The organism is Streptomyces luteolus (assembly GCF_029968015.1).
In the GTDB taxonomy this organism is placed as follows: Bacteria; Actinomycetota; Actinomycetes; order Streptomycetales; family Streptomycetaceae; genus Streptomyces; species Streptomyces luteolus.
The window spans coordinates 70,048-89,946 of record NZ_JASCIS010000003.1 but is presented as its reverse complement, the minus strand read 5'-3'; the positions used below and the strand labels follow the sequence as shown (position 1 = coordinate 89,946).

The window sequence follows — 19,899 nt, the reverse complement described above, 5'->3', positions numbered from 1 at the left end:
GGGGCCGGTTCAGGCCGGTGGTCTCCCGACCGCAAGGATCAGTCTCATGGCGGTGTCCCGCGCCCACGCGACACGGCGCGGAGTGTGCACGGCGCCGTTCATGAGACGGGTGGCGCGCGCGAGTTGCTGCGTGGGGCGGCGGCGGATCGTGTCGTACGCGGTGAGGGCGTCCTGGACGTCGGCGCGGGTCGTGAGCGCGCGGGCCAGGGTGACCCCGTCGACGATCGCCTCGCACGCGCCACGCCCGAGGTCCGGCGTCATGGCATGGGCGGCGTCGCCGATCAGCGCGACGCGGCCGCTGGTGTAGCGCGGCAGGGGGGTGCCGAGGTCGTACAGGTCGTTCCGGCCGATGGCGGCGGCACCAGCCTCGGCGAGGTGGTCCAGGACGCGGCGGACCCCGGGATGCCAGTCGCCGAACCATCCCTGCAGAGCTGCCAGTTCACCGCCCGGCGACGGCTCACGCTCGGCGGCGGGCGCACAGGCGAACCAGTGGGTCAGGCCCCCGGCGCGCGGGATGACGCCGAAGCGTGCACGCCCGCCCCAGGTCTCGGTCATGCCGTCGGTGTCGAAGCCGACGGTGCCGTGCCAGGCGGTGACGCCGCTGTAGCGCGGACGGTGGGCGTCCCCGAAGAGAGCGGTACGGGCGCGACTGCGCAGACCGTCGGCCGCGATGACCACGTCATGGTCAAGGTGGTGAACGTCGGTGATGCGAGAGCCGTAGCGCACGATGCCCCCGTCGAGCGCGTCGGCGAGCGCCCCGAGCAGGGCGGGCCGGGCGACGACGCGGACGCGGTCTCCGCTGCGACGCTGCAGGGCGGCCATGTCGACGTCCCCGATGCGGGTGCCGTCGGCGCGTACGAAGGTCCCGTAGGCCGCGGGACGGGCCGCGCGGCGCGTGAAGTCGGCAAGTCCGAGCCCGTCGAGAGCCAACAGTGCACCGGGCCACAGCCCCAGCGAACTCCCGGTGTCCGGCGGCCCGGAGGCACGCTCGTGGACTTCCACGTTCCAACCGGAGGCCTGCAAGGCCACCGCGGTGGTGAGGCCCCCGACCCCACCACCGATGACGATCGCTCTCCTCTGCATGCCATGCAAGATACTACGTTCATAGTGATGAGTACTATGGACATAGTGAAGCTGGTGACGACGCGACGCACACCCGGCACCAAAGGCCGGGAGGGCAGGAGACGCGATGCCGGGCAGGCGTGACGAGGTGCTGGACGCGGCCGTGCGGGTGCTGGGCACCAAAGGCCTGCGCGGACTGACGTACCAGGCGGTCGACAGGACGGCGGGAGCGCCGGCCGGGACCACGTCGAATCACTTCCGCAGTCATGACCTGCTGGTGACAGGCGTGGTGGCCCACCTGGAGACCCTCGACGCCCGGGACTGGAGACACTTCGCGGCCACCGCCCCCGCAGGCGATCCCGAAGCGCTGACGCAGGCGCTCGCGCGCGTGGTGGGACACATGCTCGGCCCCGCCCGCCACCGCACCGCCGCCCGCTACGCCCTGGCGCTCGAAGGCATCGCCCGCCCCGCGGTGCGCGAAGCGATGAGCCGCGCCCGTACGTCGATGATCGAACTGACCTCGGCATGGCTGGCGGAACTCGGTTCACCGGCCCCGCTGGACCACTGCACGATCCTCTTCGACTACCTCGACGGCTTCCTCTTCCACCAGCTCGCCACGGCGCACACACCTGCCGACCCCGAACCCGGCATTCGCGCGCTCCTGGGCGCGTTCCTGGCTTCGCCCGCGCAGAGCTAGCCGGTGATGCGTCGTCACAGCATGGGCTGTCGCCCCCACGGCGCCGACGCGCACGACCGCGACGAGCCCCGCCCGAACGCCGGGCGGGGCTCGTACACCGTGAGCCGGTCTCAGTCGGTCTCAGTCGGTCTCAGCCGGTATCAGTCGGCCTCAGGCACCCTCAGGCGCGGAGGAAGATCACGGACCGCAGCGTCAGCCGGTCGGTGGCCGGGCGGCCGTGCGGGCGCAACGTCCATGAGCTGCCGCCGCAGTTGTACTCGGTGAAGACCTTCGCGTACGCGTCCGTGCTGTTGTGCGGCGCGAAGGCGGGAGGAGTCGCGGGGGAGTCGACCTCAGGGAGGGTGTGGCACCTTCCGTTCTCGGGGTCGTGGAGTGTGGCCGAGTGCCGGGCGCCGTCGGCCCCGAGGTAGCTGTAGGAGAAGTCGCCGGTCGCGGCGTGGGCGGGAGCGGTGAGGACGGCGGTGAGGGCGAGGGCGCCGCCGGCAGCGGCGAGGGTGTTGCGCAGACGCACGAAGGTTCTCGTTTCGTGTGGAAGTGGATCAGAGCGCCTCACCCATACCTGCCTCGCACCGCCCCGATGCACGGTCCCGCAGACGTAAGGTTTCGCCGTCACCCGACCGGCGTAGGGACGGGCCGTCCGAAGAGCCGGGGGGCCGGTTCCGACGCGTGCACCCGACGTTCCGTCCCATGTCGGCCGACCTGACGGCCGAGCTCACGGCCGACGCCACGGCGATCCCCGCATCAAGACCCGTCGCTGCGCGGCGTCTTGCCTCTCCTCACGAAGATCGCTACGGTCCCGCCCACGCGCGTCTACGCGCGTCTACGCGCGTCGCTCCCGTACGGGCTTCTCCGCCCCACGCCCACCCGAAAGGCCCTCATGCAGCCGCATCGCAAGCCCCTGTTCCTGGCCGCCGTCGCCACCGTCGCCACCCTCGCCCTGACGGCGACCGCCGCAAACGCCGGCGCCGCGCCGGAAGCCGCCTGGCGACAGGTCGGCGACGACGCGAAGACCGGCATCAGCGGCCTGGCGCTCACCGCGAGCCCGACCGAGGACATCGAGGCGCTCGTCGTACGCGACAACAAGAAGCCGGACGACAGCAGGATCGGCCAACTCTCCTACGAGCAGGGCGAGTCGGGCTCGGCGTCCGTCGTGCCGATCGCGTGGGAGGGCCCGGAGCCGGTCGACCTGGAGGCCGTGGAGGCGGTGCCGGGCACGCCCGGTGAGTACGTCGCGCTGGCAAGCCGCGGCCTCGTCTACCACCTGCGCGCGGGCGACAGCGGCGTGAAGGTGCTCGACGTGTCGCCCCTGCCCGCCATCGACGAGGGCGCCGATTTTGAGAGCTTCGCGCTCACCTCGCAGCGCGGCGGGACGGTCGCGGTCTGGGCCGACAGGGGAGCGGGCGCGAGCCGCCCGGCGACGGTCTTCGCCGCCCCGTTCTCCTTCGACGCGTACGGGAAGGCCTCGTTCGGAGCCGTGGAACAGGGCCGCTTCCGCGCCTCGGCGCCCCAGGGCGAGGTGCGGCACGTCTCCGACATCGCGGTCACCGACTCCGGGCGGATCCTGGTGAGTTCGGCCTCGGACGGGGGCGACGACGGGCCGTTCGCCTCCGCGGTGAGCGAGGCCGGCACGGTCGCCGTCGACGCGGCGGGCTCGGGGGTACGGCTGCGCATCGACTCCTCTCCGACCGTTCTCGGGACGTTCGACGACCGCAAGATCGAGGCGCTGGAATGCCTCCCGGACAGCCCCGAGGCTGTGCTCGGCACGGACGACGAGAACCTGGGCGGATTCGTCGCCACGGCTTCCGTCTGCGGGTAGCGCAGGGCGACTTCTTCCTGGCGTGCGGGGCCGGTGATGTGTGCCGCCAAGCATGCGTGATGTTTGCGGCCGTGCATTCCGGTCAACCCGTCACGCAGCCACAGAGGGGCAAAAGCCCTGGACCCCCGACGACGACCCCGTCCGCACCCCTGAATTCCCGAAAGCCTTCACTGAATCCCGAGACCGTTTCCCTTGGACCGGGACGGGAACTGCTCGCGCGCGTTCACCACGAAACGCGACCCGTCGGGGTCGCTCAGGATCGCCTCGCCGATCTCACGTTCCTCTCGTACGAGACAGCCGCCGTGGGCCAGCGCCGCCTCGATGCACGCGTGGACGTCGGTGACCGCGAAGTGGATCTGCCAGCGTGGCCGCATCGAGGGGTCGCGCGCGGAGTCGACCGCACCCGAATGAATGTGGGCCACGACATCGCCCCGGCTGCGCAGGATGACCTTCTCGTTCTCGTAGTGCACCTCGCAGCAGTCTGCTGTGTCCGAGGCCCAGGCGAGGACCTCGGCGTAGAAGATGGCCGCGTCGAAGGCGTCCCGCGTATGGAGTTCGACGAAGACGGGAGCCGCGCGGCGCCATTCCTCCCAATGGGAGACCAGTTCCCCCTCCCAGATACCGAAGACCGCGCCGTCGCGGTCGGCCAGCAGAGCGGCCCGTCCCGGAGGAAAGGAAAGCGGCCCGACGGCGGTCGTGCCCCCGCGCTCCTGGCTGCGGGCGACGGTTTCGTCGGCATCGGCCGTCGCGAAATACGGGGTCCACGCGAAAGCCTTCGGTTGCATGGCCGCCACCGCGGAAATGCCCGCCACCGGGACTCCGCCCACACTCGCGAACCGGTATTGCTCGCCCAGCTTTCCGGTGCGCCATTCCCACCCCAGTACGGCGGTGTAGAACTTCTCGGCGGCCGACAGATCGCAGGTGGTCAGGCTCACCCAGCAGGGCGCCCCATACACCGAGCCACTGGCGACGGTTCTGTTGCTCAATGCCCTCTGGCTGTTCATATGCGTACCGTTCCGGTCCTGCTGCCGCCGGCCTTTCGGGCAGGCCGACTCTCGATGCCATCGGCCGGGTTCCCGCCCCCTCGCACGCGAAACGCCGCGCGGCACGGACGTCCCCGGCTCGGAGATCGTCCCTCCGGAGCTCGGGGATCGTCCCTCCGGCGAGGGCTTTCCGGACCCCATCCGGATGCCCCGAGTCGCGGGCCGCTGCGGTGAGGCATGAATGGTCACTGTGGGCGAACGGCAGGCCAGGTGACCTCCGCGGACTTCAGGAGCCGCGGCCTGCCGGGTTGATCGACAGTCGGCGCGACCACGGAGGGTAGGCCAGACCGCATGCAGGAGAAGTCTTCCGGCGCCGACGACCCGGGCTCAGAGGGCGACGCGGACGGCGGCGGGTCGGTGTGGCGGCGGATGTACCGCGCGACGGTGCGGTCCGCCGCGGCCCGTGGCTGGCGGCGGAGCGGCGAGCTGGAGCTGATGCACCGCTCGATGGGGCTCGCGGCCCTCGGCTTCCTCACGCTGGTGCCGCTCCTTGTCGTGGTGGCGGCGGTCGACCCGGCCCAGGGCCAGGGCTTCGCCGAGTGGCTCGGGAGGGGCCTGGGCGTGTCGGTGAGCGCGCAGGAGGAGGTGGAGGACCTGTTCGCCGAACCCCGCAGGGCACTGGAGGCCACCACCGCGTACGGCCTCGCCGCGCTCGCCGTCTTCGGCCTCACCTTCGGCTCGGCCCTGCAGACCGGCTACGAAAAGGTGTGGGAACTGCCCGCAGCCCGCTGGCACACCATGTGGCGGCACGCGGTCTGGCTCGGCGCGCTCATCGGCTACCTGTTCGCGGCCGCCCAGATCACCCAGGACCGCGCCGCGCAGGGCGCCGCGTTCGTGACGTCCCTGTGGCACCTCGCCACCGCCGTACTGAGCGCCGTGCTGTTCTTCTGGTGGTCGCAGCGGCTGCTCCTCTGCGGCCGGGTCGCGTGGAAAGCCCTGCTCCCCGGCGCGGTGGCGACGGCGCTCGGCCTCATCGGCCTGCGGGTCTTCTCGCAGCTGGTGTTCTCCCCGCTGATCGCCTCGAACGCGTTGACGTACGGGCCGTACGGCACCGTGCTCGTCGTCCAGTCCTGGCTGGTCGGCGTCTCGGTCGTGGTCTTCGGCGGCGCGGTCGTGGGACGGCTGGTGCACGAGGACTACCCGCGCTTCGCGCAGTTGCTGCTGGGGCGCCGCAGATAGCGCCCACGGCGGTCGTGGCAACTCCGTCAGAACGTCCCTCGCGCAGCACGGGAGCCCCGCACCCCTGGGTGAGTCTCCAGGGGACGCGGGGCTCTCCACGGCGCCGGCTCAGGACTTCGCCGGCGACTCCCCGGGGTCCGCGACGCGTTCGACCCTGCCGACGAGAAAGACGTACGACAGGACACCCACGACGGTGATCACGGTCATGTAGGCGAAGCCGGGCGCGAAGCTCTCATCGGTGATGATCATGCCGATGACGATCGGCGTCGCGATCGACGACAGGTTGCCGATGAAGTTGAACATCCCGCCGGTGAGCCCGAGCAGCCGCTGCGGCGCCATCGCGGACACCAGCGACCAGGTGATCGAGGCCAGACCGTTGCCGAAGAACGCCACCGACAGGAACACGATGACCAGCGCGGTCGAGTCGGTGAAGCTCGCACCGACCATCAGCGTGCTCAGCAGCAGGCCCGTGATGATCGGGCCCTTGCGGGCCGCGCCGAGCGAAACCCCGCGCCGCAGCAGGAAGTCCGACAGGACACCGGAGGAGAGCACACCCACCAGCGCGGCGACGAACGGCAGCGAGGCCAGGAATCCGGACTTGATGTAGTCCATGTTCCGGTACTCGACCAGGTACGTCGGGAACCACGTCAGGAAGAACCAGAGGGTCGACGTCAGGCAGAACTGGCCCAGGTAGAGGCCCCACAGCTTCCGTCGGCCGAGCACCGCGGCCAGGTCGGCGCGGCTGATCCGCGCCCGCTGCGGCCGCTCCCGCACCGCGTCGACCAGGCCCCCGCCCTCGCGGATCAGCTCGATCTCCGCCGCGTTGGCCCGCGAGTCGCGCGGCTCGCGGAACCAGCCGTACCAGACCAGCGCCCACACGATGCCGACCAGGCCCGTGGCGATGAAGACCCAGTGCCAGGAGACTGTCGCCTGCAGCCAGGACAGGACGGGAGTGAGCAGCGCGAGCCCGATGAACTGGCCGGAGGTGTAGAAGCCGATGGCCGTGGCGCGTTCCCGCTCCGGGAACCACACCGTCGCGACCTTGCTGTTGATCGGATATGCGGGAGCCTCGAAGACACCCACGAGCAGCCGCAGCACGATCAGCGCCACGAAACCGCCGACGATCCCCATGAAGAGGGTCGCGAGGGACCACAGGGTCAGGCACACCGGGTAGAGGACCCGCGCGGGCACCCGGTCCACCAGCCACCCGCCGGGTATCTGCAGCGCGGCGTAGGTCCAGCCGAACGCCGAGAGGAGCAGGCCCTGTTGGGCCGTGTTCAGGTCGAGTTCGCGCGCGATCTCGGGCAGCGCGATCGACAGGTTCGAGCGGTCCAGATAGTTGATCACGACGGTGACGAACAGCATCACCGCGATGAGCGCACGGGCGCGGGACGCTCGCGTGGCCTGGGCGGCACGCGCGGGGGAGGTCTGTGTCATCGTCCGCTCACCACTCCGCGAACGAGCCGTCGGAGTGCCGCCACACGGGGTTGCGCCAGCGGTGCCCTTCGGCGGCGCGCTCGGCGATGTACTCCTCGTCGACCTCGATGCCGAGCCCGGGACCACGGGGGATGGTGACCTGGCCGTCGCGGTACGTGAACACCGAGGAATCCACCAGGTAGTCGAGCAGGTCGTTGCTGGTGTTGTAGTGGATGCCCAGGCTCTGCTCCTGGATCGTCGCGTTGTAGCAGCCCGCGTCGATCTGCAGGCAGGCGGCGAGCGCGATCGGGCCGAGCGGGCAGTGCAGGGCGAGGCCGACGTCGTACGCCTCGGCCATGTGCGCGATCTTGCGGGCCTCGGTGATGCCGCCGCAGTGCGACGGGTCGGGCTGGACGATGTCCACGGCCCCGGAGGCGAGCACCGACTTGAAGTCCCAACGGGAGTACAGCCGTTCGCCGAGCGCGATCGGGATCGGCGAGTTGCGCAGTACGTCGGCGAAGCCGTCGACGTGCTCGGAGAGCACCGGCTCCTCGACGAACATCAGCCGGTACGGCTCCAGTTCACGCAGCAGCACCTTGGCCATCGGCTTGTGCACCCGGCCGTGGAAGTCGACACCGATACCGACGTCCGGGCCGACCGCCTGACGCACCGCGTCCACATTGGCGATGCACTGGTCCACCTTGTCCCAGGTGTCGAGGTACGACAGCTCCTCGGTGCCGTTCATCTTCACCGCGGAGAACCCGCGGTCCACCACCTCGCGCGCGGCCCGGGCCGCCTCCGCGGGACGGTCGCCGCCGATCCACGAGTACACCTTGATCCGGTCGCGGACGCGCCCGCCGAGCAGCTCGTGCACCGGCACACCGAGCGCCTTGCCCTTGATGTCCCACAGGGCCTGGTCGATCCCGGCGAGCGCACTCATGTGGATCCCGCCGCCGCGGTAGAACCCGCCCCGGTAGAGCACCGTCCACAAGTCCTCGACCTGCGAAGGGTCCTTCCCGATCAGGTAGTCGGAGAGCTCCTCCACCGTGGCGGCCACCGACGCGGCCCGGCCTTCGAGGACCGGCTCGCCCCACCCGGTGATGCCCTCATCGGTCTCGATCTTCAGGAAACACCAGCGCGGCGGCACCTGATACGTCGTCACTGACGTGATTCTCATGCGTTCCTCACTCCTGCAACGGGGCCGCCCGCGTCCCGGCCGACGGCCTCTTCCCAGATCCGGCAGAGCTCACGAGCCCGGGCACCGACCGCCTCGGCCGTGTCGCCCGGCCGGTAGAGACCGGAACCGAGCCCGACCCCCGCCACACCGGCAGCCGCCCACGCGGCCAGATTCGATACGTCGACCCCGCCCACCGGCACCAGACCGACGTCCGGCGGAAGGACCGCCCGCCAGGCCCGCACCCCGCTGATGCCGACCGTCTCCGCCGGGAAGACCTTCAACAGACGGGCGCCCGCCCCGATCGCGGCGAACGCCTCGGTGGGCGTGGCCACCCCGGGGTACGGCGTCAGGCCCGCCGCCACCGCCGCGGAGACCACCGCACGGTCGCAGTTCGGCGCGACCACCATCCGCGCCCCGGCGGCCCGCGCCCGCTCCACGTCCTCCACGGCGAGCACGGTGCCCGCACCGATCGCACACCGCTCGCCCAGTTCGTCGGCGAGCAGCCGCACACTCGTGAACGGGTCCGGCGAGTTGAGCGGCACCTCGATGGTGGTGACGCCGGCGTCGGCGAGCGCGCGGCCCACCCCCACGACCTCGGCGGGCGTGACGCCTCGCAGGATCGCGATCAGCCCTGTCATCGTCTCCGTGTCCCTTCCATGCGTACGTCGTGTCCGTCGCGTACGTCACGTCCGTCACGTCCGTCACGTCCGTCACGTCCGTCACGTCCGTCACGTCCGTCACGTCCGTCACGTCCGTCACGTCCGTCACGTCCGTCACGTACATCGTGTTCGTCGTTCTGTCGGCCGAGCAGCCCGGCACGGCCCGCGATGCGCCACAGGCCACGGGCGGTTACCTCCTCGCCGAGGACGGTGGCCCGCACCCCCCGGTCGGCGAGGGCCGTGGCATAGCGCCGGCACAGATCGGCCGCGCCGCACAGCACCACCTCGCCCGGCGTGCCCGAGCTGTCGGCGGGCAGCAGATGGGCCACCTCGTCGGCGATGAGCACGCCCGAGACGTAGTCCGGCAACGAGGCCGGATCGAGCAGGCCGTCGAGCACCAGCGGCCGCGCCCCGAACAGCTCCGCGGCGAGACCTCGCGACCGGTCGGCGGCAAGACCCCGGGCGAACGCCGCGTCGTCCCGTACGGCGGAACCGGCCGTGCGCGCGAGGATCCCGTGCCGGGTCAACAGGCCGTACACCTCGCCCGACATCGCTGTGCTGAAGCCGGTCACCCGGCCGCGGTCGACGCGGACCCACTTGGTGTGCGTGCCCGGCAGCACCACCGTGAACGGCTCGTCGCGCTCGCCCAACTCGTCGAGCACACCGGCGAGTTGGCACTCCTCGCCGCGCATCACATCGCCCGGCGCCGCGCCCGAGGCGGCACGCAGCCCCGGCACGACACGCAGCACGCCCGCGCGATGCTCCACCGGCACGAGCGAGGCGGAGTCCACCTCGGTCGGCACGGTGCGGTACCCGCTGTCGACCCAGCCCTGCGCGCTGCCCACCATCCCGCAGGCGGCCACGGGCACCCGCGGGTACGAGGTGAGCCAGTCGCCGCACGCCGCCCACAGGGCCTCTTCGTAGGCGGCCTCTCGTGCCGTCGGATCGTGGGCGTCGATGCCCTCCGTGGTGGTGAGCAGTCCGCGCCCCGACCTGCGGGTGTCGATGATGCGGCCGCCGGTGTCGAGCAGCCAGGCGCGCAGGCCGGTAGTGCCCCAGTCGAGCGCGACCAGGCCCGGTTCGGTGTCCGTCATGGGCGTCACTCTGCGAGGCGCTTCCCGATAATGCGAACGCCGTCCCTATATGTAGGATCGAGATATGTAGGATCGAGTCATGGTTGACACCCCGGCGCCCGGCACCCAGACACTCGCCCGCGGTCTCGCGATCATCCGCGCGGTCGCCGACGGCGCCGACGACCTGCGCACCGTCGTCGAACGCACCGGCCTGGGCCGCAGCACCGCCCACCGACTCGCCCAACTCCTCGTCACCGAGGGCTACTTGCGCAGCAGACGGGACGGTTACACCCTCGGCCCCACCCTCATCGAACTCGGCTTCCAAGCCCTGCACGGCAACCCGCTGCCCGTGGTGGCCAGACCCGTACTCGAGGAACTCTCCGCGCAACTCCACGACACCCTGCACCTCGCCGTGCGCGACGGGGACTCGGTCCTCTACCTCGACAAGCTCCCCGGCACCCGCGGAGCCGAAATGCGCTCCCGCATCGGCCACCGCATGCCGCTCACGCGCACCGGCGTCGGCATGGCCCTCCTCCTGGACTCCGAACCGCAGTGGCCCGCGCTCTACCAGGCGGAAGCCCCCACGGCACCCGACCAGGTCCACCCCCAGGACCTCGACGCCTTCCTGGCACGCATGCGCACGTACGCCGAGTCGGGCGTGGCGATGGACCTGGAGGACAACGAACCCGGCATCCGCTGCGTGGCCGCCCCCGTCCGCGACGCCACCGGGTCCATCGCCGGTGCCATCAGCGTCTCCGCCACCCGCCCCTACATGCCCGCCGCCCGCATGCGCGGCCTGACCACCGTGATCGGCCGCGCCGCCCAGCGCATCTCAGCAACCCTCGGCCACCGTGAACCCTGACCCGCCGCCGGCCGGTAGCTTTTCCCGTACGAGGCACATCAACACAGCGGACAGCAGGTGATCGTTTTGACCGGCGCACCCGAGGCCAAGTCCTGGCAGGAGATGCGGGACTGGCAGATCGGCCTCCTGGAACGCGGCAGCGGCGCGTCCCTTGCGGAGTGGACGGAGCGCATCCGTGAACAGGCACCGGGATCGGAGCAGGAACTGCGTGACTGGCTGAGCGGCCAAGGCGTCCACGGGTACGCGCAGATGCTCCTGGTGCACGAGACCTTCGGCTACCCGCGGTTCCTCCTCCAGAGCGCGGACGAACTCATCGACGCCCAGTACGAGGACCGCCCCGGACTGCGCCCCGTCCTGGACGCCGTGCTGCTGCGGGCCGCCGAACTGGGCGAGGTGACCGTCCAGGCACGCAAGACGTTCGTGGCCCTGGTCGGCCCCCGCCGGACCTTCGCCCGCGTACGCCCCACCACCCGCACCCGTCTCGACGTGGGCCTGCGGATCCCCGGGGCCGAGCCGGACGGACGACTGCTCACGGCGAAGGGCCTGGGCGACGGCATGGACGTACGCGTTCCTCTCACCACCGTCGAAGAGGTGGACGAAGTCTTCGCGGGTCTCCTGCGCTTGGCGTACGGCGCGAATGCGCTGTGAGCGCCCGGGGGGGACTGTGACGGTGCTCGGCCCGGCGGCGTCCTTCATGAACCCGAGTCGCCGGGTGCCCGCGAGGACCTCAGCAAGCCGTACGGCAGGTAGCCGGAGCGGACACCCAGCTCCCACCCGTGCACCTGGACCGCGAGCGCGGCCGTCGCGAGGACGCCGAGCGGAAGCAACGACCGGGGAGCCGGGTCGGACCCCACGCTCTCGCGGTGCCGTACGAGTCGAGCCATCAGGGCCTGCTCGAACGCCTGCTGGTCGTCGTCCAGAAGCACGCGCAGGGGCACCCGGGGCCAGTCGCTGGGACGGTGGCCGGTGGCCGGGGTGGAGGTACAGGCGCAGCGCGTCCATCTCCGCCGGCCCCGCGGGCTCCGACTGCGACTCCAGCTCGGAGTAGGGCACTCCGCTCCGGATCCCGGCCACGTACTCGTCCCTCAGGAGCAGGCCGATCACCCGTATCGCCATTCCAGGACCAGGCCGCTGACCAGGCACAGCGAGAAGGCCTCCACCCACGACCTCGGACACTCTCCGGTCGGCCTGACCACGGTCGAGCGAGCAAGGGCCCTCAGGTGGCGCCGTGGCGCGTCGGATCCGGATCCGGATCCGGATCCGGTGTCGGGGGCGGGGTCGATGTCGGGGTTCTGACGGTGCGGAACAGGGATTCCAGCAGGGCCAAGCCGGACGCCAGTCCGGTGAGGCGGCCTGCCCCCGGCTGCTCGGAGGGTGCGCTCTCCCAGCCCGGCCCCGCCGGGAGCGCCAGGGGATGACTCCGCGCTCCTCGCATTCCCCATTCCAGAGCCAGCAGAGCGCGGACCACACCGACGTCGGCGGTGTGCCGGGACTGGGACCACAGCACGACGGCGCAGGGGCCGATCCTGCGGACGGCCGACTGCAGCGCCTCGGCGGGGACGGCGGCGCCGAAGATGCGGGTGGGGAGCCCGCGCTCCACCAGGGCCGCCCAGAGTGCCTCGATCGGAAGGCTGTGCTGCTCGTCCGGCATGCAGGCCAGCAGGATCGGAGGGAACTCGTCCCCGGGCACGGTGACGGTCGAGCGCAGCGTGGTGGAGACATGCCAGGACAGCAGATGCTCCACCTCCACGTACGACGCGTCCGCTGTGGCCCATTTGCGGCCGACGGCGTGCAAGGTGGGCGCGATGATCTGTTCCCAGGCCACCACGACCCCGTACGTGTCGATGGCGGAACGCAACTGGGCCTGTACCGCGGCGGAGTCGAGGCGGACGGCGGCGCGCGCCAGGCCCCGGCTCTCCGGCCAGACCTGTCCCAGGGGCAGATCGCGGAAGCTGCCGATGCCGCGCGGCCGCGACCCACCAGGGGGCGCGACACTCTTCGAGGGGCGGGTTCCCGACAACGCGAGACGGGCCGCTTCCGAGGGGGCCACCCCTCGCGCGGTGAGACGGCACATGTCCTCGAGCCTGGCCACGTCCGTGGGGGACCAGCGGCGGTGCCGCCCCTGGTCGCGGTGGCTGGGGCCGATGCCGTAACGGCGTTCCCACGTACGCAGCGTGGTCGGTGCGACACCGAGCCTGCGGGCGAGCGCCCCGGTGGTCAGGTGGGCTTCCGGTGCGTCGGCCGCGCCAGCGGGCTCCGCGGCGGGGCGGCGAACCTCGCGCCGAGGTGTCACAGCAACCCCGAGGCCAGAACCTCGCGCGCCGCCCGCGCCCCCGACGCCAAGGCCCCCTGGACCGAGCCGGTCGCGCGGTGGTCGCCGCACACGTACAGCCGGGTCCCGATCCTGGTGGGACGCGACAGCGGCCAGGGCGGGACCATGGCGGGCAGGGCGCCGCGGATCGTGTAGTGGGCGATCTCCTCCCAGCCGGACGCGTCGGTCCCGTAGGCGTCCGCGAGCGCCTCGCGCAGCGCCGGGCTCCCCTCGGAGGTGTGCGCGCCGAGCACCGACGCGGAGACCAGCGCCTGACCCCGTGGCGCGTAGCCGGGAACGACCTGGCTCGGCACACAGGTGTTGAGGAAGCGGCGCCGCGAGTCAAGCAGCAACGTGGGCTCCTTCAGGGGAGAGTGGGGCGCCGCGTAGTAGTACGTGGTGACGGTGCGCGTCGGCGGCACCGTCAGCTGCGGCACCAGGCGCGACGCGGTCTCCGCGTCGGTGGCCACCACGACAGCGGACGTGTCGAGCTCCTGGCCGTCGGCCAACAGTACGCCCCCGGTGGTGAGTTGAGTGACCGGGCTCCCGAACCGCACGGTGCCCGGCGGGAGTCGGGTGGCCAGATACGCGGGAACGGCGCCGATTCCTCCCGCAGGCAGCGTGACCGTACCGCGCAGGAAGCTCCGCCAGACCATGTGGAACACCCGGCTCGACGTCTCAAGGCGGTCGTCGAGGAACACCCCGGCCAGGAACGGGTGCAGAAAGTCCTCAAGGACGTCGCCCTTGATACCGCTGCGTCCCAGTTCATCGCTCGTCGTGCGTTCCGCACGGCCCTTGAGCGCACGGGCAGGGGCGAGTGCCGCCAGCAGGGACTGCGCCGCGAGTCCGGCACCGTCCCGTACCGAGTGCCGCCCCCGACGTGCGAGGAGGGCGATGTCGCGAGGCCGCCGGGTGGGATCGCTGTAGCGGAGCCGGCCCTGTGGGGTGTGCGTCAGGACGGAGGGCGTGAAGGGGCTCAGGCGCAGGTCCCGAAGCTCTGCCCGGCGCCTCAGCTGGGGGTAGGAGGTGTTCAGGACCTGGAATCCGCGGTCGAGCAGGAAGCCGTCGCTCGCGTCCGTGCGCATCCGTCCGCCCACGGCGTCGGACGCCTCCAGAACGCGTACGTGCTGTCCTGCCGCCGAGAGATCGTGGGCGCAGGCAAGCCCGGCCAGACCCGCACCGACGACGATCACGTCACTCCGGGCTCGTTCGCATGTCACGGGTGGCTCCTCAGTTCCGCGTCGGTCTCGCCACTTCCGTCCCGGGAAGTGCGTCACCCCTTCCCGTCCCGGACGGCGCGTCGCTCCTTCCCGTTCCGTGAAGTGCGTCGTGCCGTCCCGGACGGCGCGTCGCTCCTTCCCGTTCCGTGAAGTGCGTCGTTTATTCGTGATCCGGGGGACCTCCGGATGCGCCGCCGTACCGGATGGCTTGTTCTATGGCGTGCCACAGCCGTTCCGGGGGCGGCTGCGGAATGTCGGCGGGCGTGCTCGACCTGGCGGCTTCCACGATCCGCACCAGCGCTGCCAGGTGCTTCGAGCAGGTGGCGCAGTGCGACAGGTGACGGTGATCGGATGCGCGCGGCGGCTCGCCCAGCGCGACGGCGATCAGCGCGTCCGCCTGGATGTGCGTCACCTCCGCCTCCCTTCCCGGCCGCCGCTCACCTGCGGGATCACGCGTCGCTCGGCGGCGACATCCTCCTGACCTGTTCGGCGGCAGACCCGCTCCCGGTTGCGGCCCTGGAGCAAAACGACTCACAAACGATGCACATTGTCCATCGCTGTCACTCTGGCCGAACCTTGCGGCGGACGCGATTCCGCGTCGACCGGCGGCCATCGCAGGGCCCCGGTGGACCTGTCCGAGGAGCGTGCAGGATGACCTCGTCACGACTGCTGAACCAAGGCCGTGGCGCAGCCGCAGCCAAGCCCACGGACATGGCCACGGGCATGGCCAAGGCCACGGGCACAGGCACAGGCACAGGCGCCGGCCATGTCACCCCCGCTTCCGCCTCCGCCGAGGACGCAAGGATCCTGCGCGAGCAAGCGATCGCGGCTTCGTTCAGGGCGGGCGACGAAGAGGCCTTCAGACAGCTGTACGAGCAGTGGGCCGGGCTCGTGCACACCATCGCCCGGCGCACGCTCGGCGACTCGTTCGAGGCGGAGGACGTCGCCCAGCAGGTGTTCATCGCCGCCTGGAGAAACCGCCGTGGCTACCGGCCGGTCCGGGGGACCGCGGGCTCCTGGCTGGTCGGCATCGCTCGGCACAAGATCGCAGACGCGCTGACCGCGCGGACCCGTCGAGCACGCCTCGCCGCCTCGGTGGAATCGGAGCTCGCAGCCCGGTCCCCGACGCGCGACGGTCATCTGGCACAGCAGGCCGTGGACCGGGTCGCCGTCCAGCACGAACTGGCACAGCTCCCTCCCGCGCAGCGGGCGGTGCTCCGTCTTGCCTTCTACTCGGACCTCCCGCAGACCCAGATCGCCGCGTGCCTGGGCATGCCGCTCGGAACGGTCAAGAGCCACGCACGACGGGGCATGCACACCCTGAAGCGGCGTCTGGAGAGCAGCGAACCCTGACCGTCGGACCGACAGGTGCGGGCTACCGGACGGCCGCATGAGCACCTCGGTCTCCCCGGACTCACGCCTTACCTCCAGGCGCATCCGAACCACACGTACCGGCGGAACAAGGGGTGTGGCAGATGGGCAGAGGGCCCGACCCCCGCGCCCTCGATCGAGGAGGAACGAGTCATGAAAACCTCAACACTTCGACGCTCAGCCGTCTGCGCGAGCGTGCTCGCCCTGCCCCTGGCCCTCGGAGCCGCACCGTCCGCCCTGGCCGCGGCACCGGCAGAGCCGTTCGGGCCGGCCTGTTCGTCGCTGCCGACCTCGGGCGAGGGCAGTGCCGAGGGGATGGCGGACGACCCGGTGGCCACGGCGGCGTCCAACAACCCCGAGCTGTCGACGCTCGTCAGCGCGGTCAAGAAGGCCGGGCTCGTCGACACGCTGAACAACGCCAAGGACGTCACGGTGTTCGCGCCGACCAACGACGCGTTCGCGAAGGTTCCCAAGGCCGACCTCGACAAGCTCCTGGCCGACAAGGAACAGCTGACCAAGGTGCTGACCTACCACGTGGTGGGCGAGAAGGTGTCCAAGGACAAGCTCGCCGACGGCACGTACAAGACGCTGGAGGGCGGCGAGCTGACCACGGCCGGCTCCGGCGACTCGTACAAGGTCAACGACAGCGCCTCCGTGGTCTGCGGCGACGTGGCGACCCAGAACGCCACCGTCCACGTCATCGACACCGTCCTGATGCCCAAGGCGTGAGCGAGGCGTGAGCGGCGGTCCGGAACCGGTGGCCCTCGTAGACTCGCACCGAGCTGGTGCGGCTCCTGTCCGGCCTCATCAGCTCGGCGCGTTCCCGCGTACGGGCGCGTTGCTGCATACGACGGTGTCCTCGCTCCTCAGTCGCGCCCGCGCGCCCGCTTGAAGCGGGCCAGTCCGTCGGCGAGGTCGATCAGCGGTTCCGGGTAGTCGATCCGGGAGCGCTCGTCGTCCGGGAGCTTCCAGGGTTCGTGCACCCAGCGGTCCGCCACGTCGCGCAGCTCGGGCACCCATCGTCGTACGTACGACCCCTGCGGGTCGAAGCGCTTGCCCTGGACTACGGGGTTGAGGACCCGGTGCGGGCGGGTGTCGGTGCCGGTGCCTGCGACCCACTGCCAGTTGAGCTGGTTGTTGGCGACGTCACCGTCCACCAGCAGATCCAGGAAGTGCCGTGCTCCGACCCGCCAGTCCACGTACAGCGTCTTCGTCAGAAAGCTTGCCACCAGCAGCCGGGCGCGATTGTGCATCCAGCCCTCGTGACGCAGCTGGCGCATCCCCGCGTCCACGACCGGGTAGCCGGTACGCCCGTCCCGCCAGGCGGCGATGTCCTCCGCCGCCTCGTCCTCGCTCCGCCAACGGTCGTCCCTGCCGCGGTAGTCGGCTGTGGCCGCGTCGGGGCGTGCCGCCAGCACCTGGTGGTGGAAGTCGCGCCAGCACAGCTGCCGCACGAACGCGTCCGCCCCGGGCCCTCCGTGGTCGCGGGCCCGCGTGACCAGCTCCACCGGTGAGACCGCCCCGAAGTGCAGGTACGGCGACAGCCGGGAGGTGGCGTCCCCGGCCAGGTCGTCGTGCTGCTCCTCGTACCGGCCGAGCTCCCCGCCGGACCACCACCGAGAGCAGTGCTCACGCCCAGCTGTCTCGCCGCCCTCCGCGAGATCGGGTGAGGTGCCCTCGACGTCGGCGGCCGCCGGCGGTGCGAGACCGTCCACCGCGTCCGGCACACGCACCGCGCGGGGCGTCGGCAGGGGCTTGCGCAGCGGCACCTGCGACCAGCGCCGGAAGTACGGGGTGAACACGGCGTAGTGATCGGAGCCGGAACCGGACGGCGTCACAACTCCGGGCGCCACGGCGGTCGTCACGGTGTCGTGCACGTGCAGGGCCACGCCCCGCTCGTCGAGCGCCTCGCGCAGTCGGCGCTCACGCCGGTGCGCGTACGCCGTGACGTGCGCTGCCATGTGCACCTCCACGGCCCGGCACTCCGAGACGACGGCGCACACTTCCCGTACGACCGGCCCCGCCCGCACCACCAGTCGGCCACCACGGGCGCGCAACGCGGCGTCGAGGTCGGTGAGGCAATCGGCCAGGAACGCCTGCCGGTTGGGGGCGTCGAAGCCAGCGGCGTGCACACCGGGGTCCTGTACGAACAAGGGGACCACCTCGTCCGCCGCGCGCAGGGCGGCGCGCAGCGGGGGATGGTCGTGCAGGCGAAGGTCTGAGGTGAACAGGACGACCGCGACGGCCATTTGGGAACTCCTGGTGCGGAAGTGCGGAAGTGCGGAAGTGCGGAAGTGCGGTGGTGTAACGGTCCAAGGGCCGGTCATCGTCGGACTCTTCGCCGGACTCTTCGCCTGCGGACGGCCCCTCGGATGCGCTCGGCCGGTGAATCCGGCGGCCGCTTGCCGTTGGCGGCGGTCTCGGTGATGTTGCGCGCCATGCCGCCGAACACGGCGTTGTGGAACGGATAGACGGACCACCAGTACGCGTGTCCGAGGAGCCCCCGCGGATGGAACAGCGCGCGCTGCCCGTACCGGGTACGCCCCTCGTCGTCCTTCTCGACGTACATCTCCAGCCAGGCCAGACCCGGCAGCCGCATCTCCGCCCGCAGCCGCAGCAGCCGTACGGGCTCGATCTCCTCGACCCGCCAGAAGTCGAGCGAGTCGCCGACCCGCAGGCGTTCGGCGTCGCGTCGCCCGCGGCGCAGGCCGACGCCGCCGATGAACCGGTCCAGCCATCCGCGGACGGCCCAGGCGAGCGGGAAGGAGTACCAGCCATTGTCGCCGCCGATCCCCTCGATCACCTTCCACAGCGCTTCGCGGGAGGCGTCGACCGGCAGGTGCCGCTCGTCCTCGTAGAGGCTGCCACCGGCCCAGTTCGGGTCCGTGGGCAGCGGATCGCTGGGCGCCCCCGGGACGGAGGCCGACGACCAGCGGGTGGCGACCTGCGCCTCGCGGACCCGCCGTACGGCCAGGGCCAGCGCCTCGTCGAACGACAGCGGCCTGCCGGGGAGATCCGGCACGTAGCGGGCGATGTCGTGCTCCCGGCACACGACCTCGTGGCGCAGGGACTCCGTGAGCGGGCGGGCGAGCGTGGTCGGAACGGGCGTGACCAGGCCGACCCAGAGGCTGGACAGCCTGGGGGTGAGGACCGGCACCGGGACGATGACGCGCCGCGGGAGCCCGGCGACACGGGCGAAACGGCGCATCATCTCGCGGTACGTGAGGATGTCCGGCCCGCCGATGTCGAACGCCCGGTCGACGTCATCGGGCATGCGGGCGGAGCCGACCAGATAGCGGAGCACGTCCCGTACCCCGATGGGCTGCGTCCGGGTCTGGACCCAGCTCGGCGTGACCATGACGGGAAGCCGCTCGGTGAGATACCTCAGCATCTCGAAGGAGGCCGAACCCGATCCCATGACGACGGCGGCGCGCAGAACCGTGGCGGGCACGGGTGAGTCCAGGAAGACGCGCCCCACTTCGGCACGGGAGCGAAGGTGCGGGGACAGGGACCGTTCGGGTACGCCGTGCGGAGTGAGTCCGCCCAGATAGACGATCCGGCGCACACCGGCGGCCTGCGCCTGTTCGGCGAAGATCCGCGCCGCGCGGCGGTCGGTGTCCTCGAAGTCCGAGCCGGACCCGAGGGCGTGCACCAGGTAGTACGCGACGTCGATGCCCGCCATCGCGCCGGCGACCGACCCGGCGTCCGTGACGTCGCCGCGTACGGTCTCGACCTCTTCCGACCAGGGGTGGTCGCGCAGCTTCCGGGGGGTGCGCGCCAGGCATCGGACGCTGTGCCCGGCCTGAAGAAGTTCCGGCACCAGACGACCGCCGATGTACCCGGACGCCCCCGTCACCAGGCAGCGCAGCGGCCGCTCCTCCCCTTGTCGACCCTCCCGCCCCTGCCGCCCCTCCCGCCCTTGGCGCCCCTCCCGCCCTTGGCGCCCCTCCCGCCCTTGGCGCCCCTCCCGCCCTTGGCGTCCCTCACGTCGCTCGTCCTGCGGGCTCACGCTC

Annotated in this window: 20 protein-coding genes; 7 read left to right on the top strand and 13 right to left on the bottom strand. The window is 71.4% G+C overall.

The window, feature by feature from the left end:
- Positions 1–9: 9 nt before the first annotated feature.
- Entirely contained in the window at positions 10–1,083 is a 1,074-nt protein-coding gene (locus tag QIT00_RS03590) for an FAD-dependent monooxygenase (RefSeq protein ID WP_282533578.1), read from the bottom strand.
- Positions 1,084–1,189: 106 nt separating this feature from the next.
- On the opposite strand from QIT00_RS03590, the gene QIT00_RS03585 reads away from it, so the two are divergent.
- Positions 1,190–1,759, top strand: a complete 570-nt coding sequence (locus QIT00_RS03585) for a TetR/AcrR family transcriptional regulator (RefSeq protein WP_282533577.1) — start codon at positions 1,190–1,192, stop codon at positions 1,757–1,759.
- A gap of 160 nt (positions 1,760–1,919) precedes the next feature.
- Here QIT00_RS03585 and QIT00_RS03580 read toward each other — a convergent pair whose 3' ends face one another.
- Positions 1,920–2,270 carry a hypothetical protein gene (locus QIT00_RS03580; RefSeq protein ID WP_282533576.1) on the bottom strand — a complete coding sequence of 117 codons (351 nt, stop codon included), beginning with the start codon at positions 2,268–2,270 and terminating at the stop codon, positions 1,920–1,922.
- A gap of 366 nt (positions 2,271–2,636) precedes the next feature.
- On the opposite strand from QIT00_RS03580, the gene QIT00_RS03575 reads away from it, so the two are divergent.
- Positions 2,637–3,575 (top strand): hypothetical protein, encoded by a 939-nt coding sequence (locus tag QIT00_RS03575; RefSeq protein ID WP_282533575.1) that lies wholly within the window; start codon positions 2,637–2,639, stop codon positions 3,573–3,575.
- 167 nt (positions 3,576–3,742) lie between these two features.
- Here QIT00_RS03575 and QIT00_RS03570 read toward each other — a convergent pair whose 3' ends face one another.
- A complete protein-coding gene (locus QIT00_RS03570; RefSeq protein WP_282533574.1) occupies positions 3,743–4,579 on the bottom strand; it encodes a VOC family protein in 837 nt (278 codons plus the stop codon).
- Positions 4,580–4,987: 408 nt separating this feature from the next.
- Here QIT00_RS03570 and QIT00_RS03565 point away from each other — a divergent pair, with 408 nt between their 5' ends.
- A complete protein-coding gene (locus tag QIT00_RS03565) occupies positions 4,988–5,797 on the top strand; it encodes a YhjD/YihY/BrkB family envelope integrity protein (protein ID WP_282533743.1) in 810 nt (269 codons plus the stop codon).
- A 108-nt stretch (positions 5,798–5,905) separates the two neighbouring features.
- On the opposite strand, the gene QIT00_RS03560 is transcribed toward QIT00_RS03565, so the two are convergent.
- The 4 genes from QIT00_RS03560 to QIT00_RS03545 are packed head-to-tail and all read right to left on the bottom strand — an operon-like array spanning position 5,906 to position 10,143.
- Positions 5,906–7,234 (bottom strand): MFS transporter, encoded by a 1,329-nt coding sequence (locus QIT00_RS03560; RefSeq protein WP_282533573.1) that lies wholly within the window; start codon positions 7,232–7,234, stop codon positions 5,906–5,908.
- Between the two features lie 7 nt (positions 7,235–7,241).
- Complete coding sequence (dgoD, locus tag QIT00_RS03555; RefSeq protein ID WP_282533572.1) at positions 7,242–8,390, bottom strand: galactonate dehydratase; 1,149 nt, start codon at positions 8,388–8,390, stop codon at positions 7,242–7,244.
- Entirely contained in the window at positions 8,387–9,028 is a 642-nt protein-coding gene (locus QIT00_RS03550) for a 2-dehydro-3-deoxy-6-phosphogalactonate aldolase (protein WP_282533571.1), read from the bottom strand. The genes dgoD and QIT00_RS03550 overlap by 4 nt, the downstream gene beginning before the upstream one ends.
- On the bottom strand, positions 9,025–10,143 hold the full coding sequence (locus tag QIT00_RS03545) for a 2-dehydro-3-deoxygalactonokinase (RefSeq protein WP_282533570.1): 1,119 nt from the start codon (positions 10,141–10,143) through the stop codon (positions 9,025–9,027). The genes QIT00_RS03550 and QIT00_RS03545 overlap by 4 nt, the downstream gene beginning before the upstream one ends.
- Before the next feature lie 79 nt (positions 10,144–10,222).
- Between QIT00_RS03545 and QIT00_RS03540 the strand changes: the two genes are divergently transcribed.
- Positions 10,223–10,984, top strand: coding sequence for an IclR family transcriptional regulator (locus QIT00_RS03540; RefSeq protein ID WP_282533569.1), 762 nt, complete (start codon positions 10,223–10,225; stop codon positions 10,982–10,984).
- 66 nt (positions 10,985–11,050) lie between these two features.
- Positions 11,051–11,632: a DUF5655 domain-containing protein gene (locus tag QIT00_RS03535; RefSeq protein ID WP_282533568.1), complete on the top strand. Its 582-nt coding sequence runs from the start codon at positions 11,051–11,053 to the stop codon at positions 11,630–11,632.
- A gap of 44 nt (positions 11,633–11,676) precedes the next feature.
- On the opposite strand, the gene QIT00_RS03530 is transcribed toward QIT00_RS03535, so the two are convergent.
- The 4 genes from QIT00_RS03530 to QIT00_RS03515 all read right to left on the bottom strand — a co-directional run bounded on the left by QIT00_RS03530 (position 11,677) and on the right by QIT00_RS03515 (position 14,927).
- A complete protein-coding gene (locus QIT00_RS03530) occupies positions 11,677–11,922 on the bottom strand; it encodes an Imm49 family immunity protein (protein ID WP_349017156.1) in 246 nt (81 codons plus the stop codon).
- 278 nt (positions 11,923–12,200) lie between these two features.
- Positions 12,201–13,277, bottom strand: coding sequence for a MerR family transcriptional regulator (locus QIT00_RS03525; RefSeq protein WP_349017155.1), 1,077 nt, complete (start codon positions 13,275–13,277; stop codon positions 12,201–12,203).
- Positions 13,274–14,515, bottom strand: coding sequence for an NAD(P)/FAD-dependent oxidoreductase (locus QIT00_RS03520; protein WP_282533567.1), 1,242 nt, complete (start codon positions 14,513–14,515; stop codon positions 13,274–13,276). Before QIT00_RS03520 ends, QIT00_RS03525 begins: the two co-directional genes overlap by 4 nt.
- 160 nt (positions 14,516–14,675) lie before the next feature.
- On the bottom strand, positions 14,676–14,927 hold the full coding sequence (locus QIT00_RS03515) for a hypothetical protein (protein WP_282533566.1): 252 nt from the start codon (positions 14,925–14,927) through the stop codon (positions 14,676–14,678).
- Between the two features lie 239 nt (positions 14,928–15,166).
- On the opposite strand from QIT00_RS03515, the gene QIT00_RS03510 reads away from it, so the two are divergent.
- Positions 15,167–15,868, top strand: coding sequence for an RNA polymerase sigma factor (locus tag QIT00_RS03510; RefSeq protein ID WP_282533565.1), 702 nt, complete (start codon positions 15,167–15,169; stop codon positions 15,866–15,868).
- 171 nt (positions 15,869–16,039) lie between these two features.
- Positions 16,040–16,615, top strand: coding sequence for a fasciclin domain-containing protein (locus QIT00_RS03505; RefSeq protein ID WP_282533564.1), 576 nt, complete (start codon positions 16,040–16,042; stop codon positions 16,613–16,615).
- 137 nt (positions 16,616–16,752) lie between these two features.
- On the opposite strand, the gene QIT00_RS03500 is transcribed toward QIT00_RS03505, so the two are convergent.
- Positions 16,753–18,135, bottom strand: coding sequence for a cryptochrome/photolyase family protein (locus tag QIT00_RS03500; protein ID WP_282533563.1), 1,383 nt, complete (start codon positions 18,133–18,135; stop codon positions 16,753–16,755).
- A 74-nt stretch (positions 18,136–18,209) separates the two neighbouring features.
- Positions 18,210–19,754 (bottom strand): SDR family oxidoreductase, encoded by a 1,545-nt coding sequence (locus QIT00_RS03495; protein WP_282533741.1) that lies wholly within the window; start codon positions 19,752–19,754, stop codon positions 18,210–18,212.
- Between the last annotated feature and the right edge of the window lie 145 nt (positions 19,755–19,899).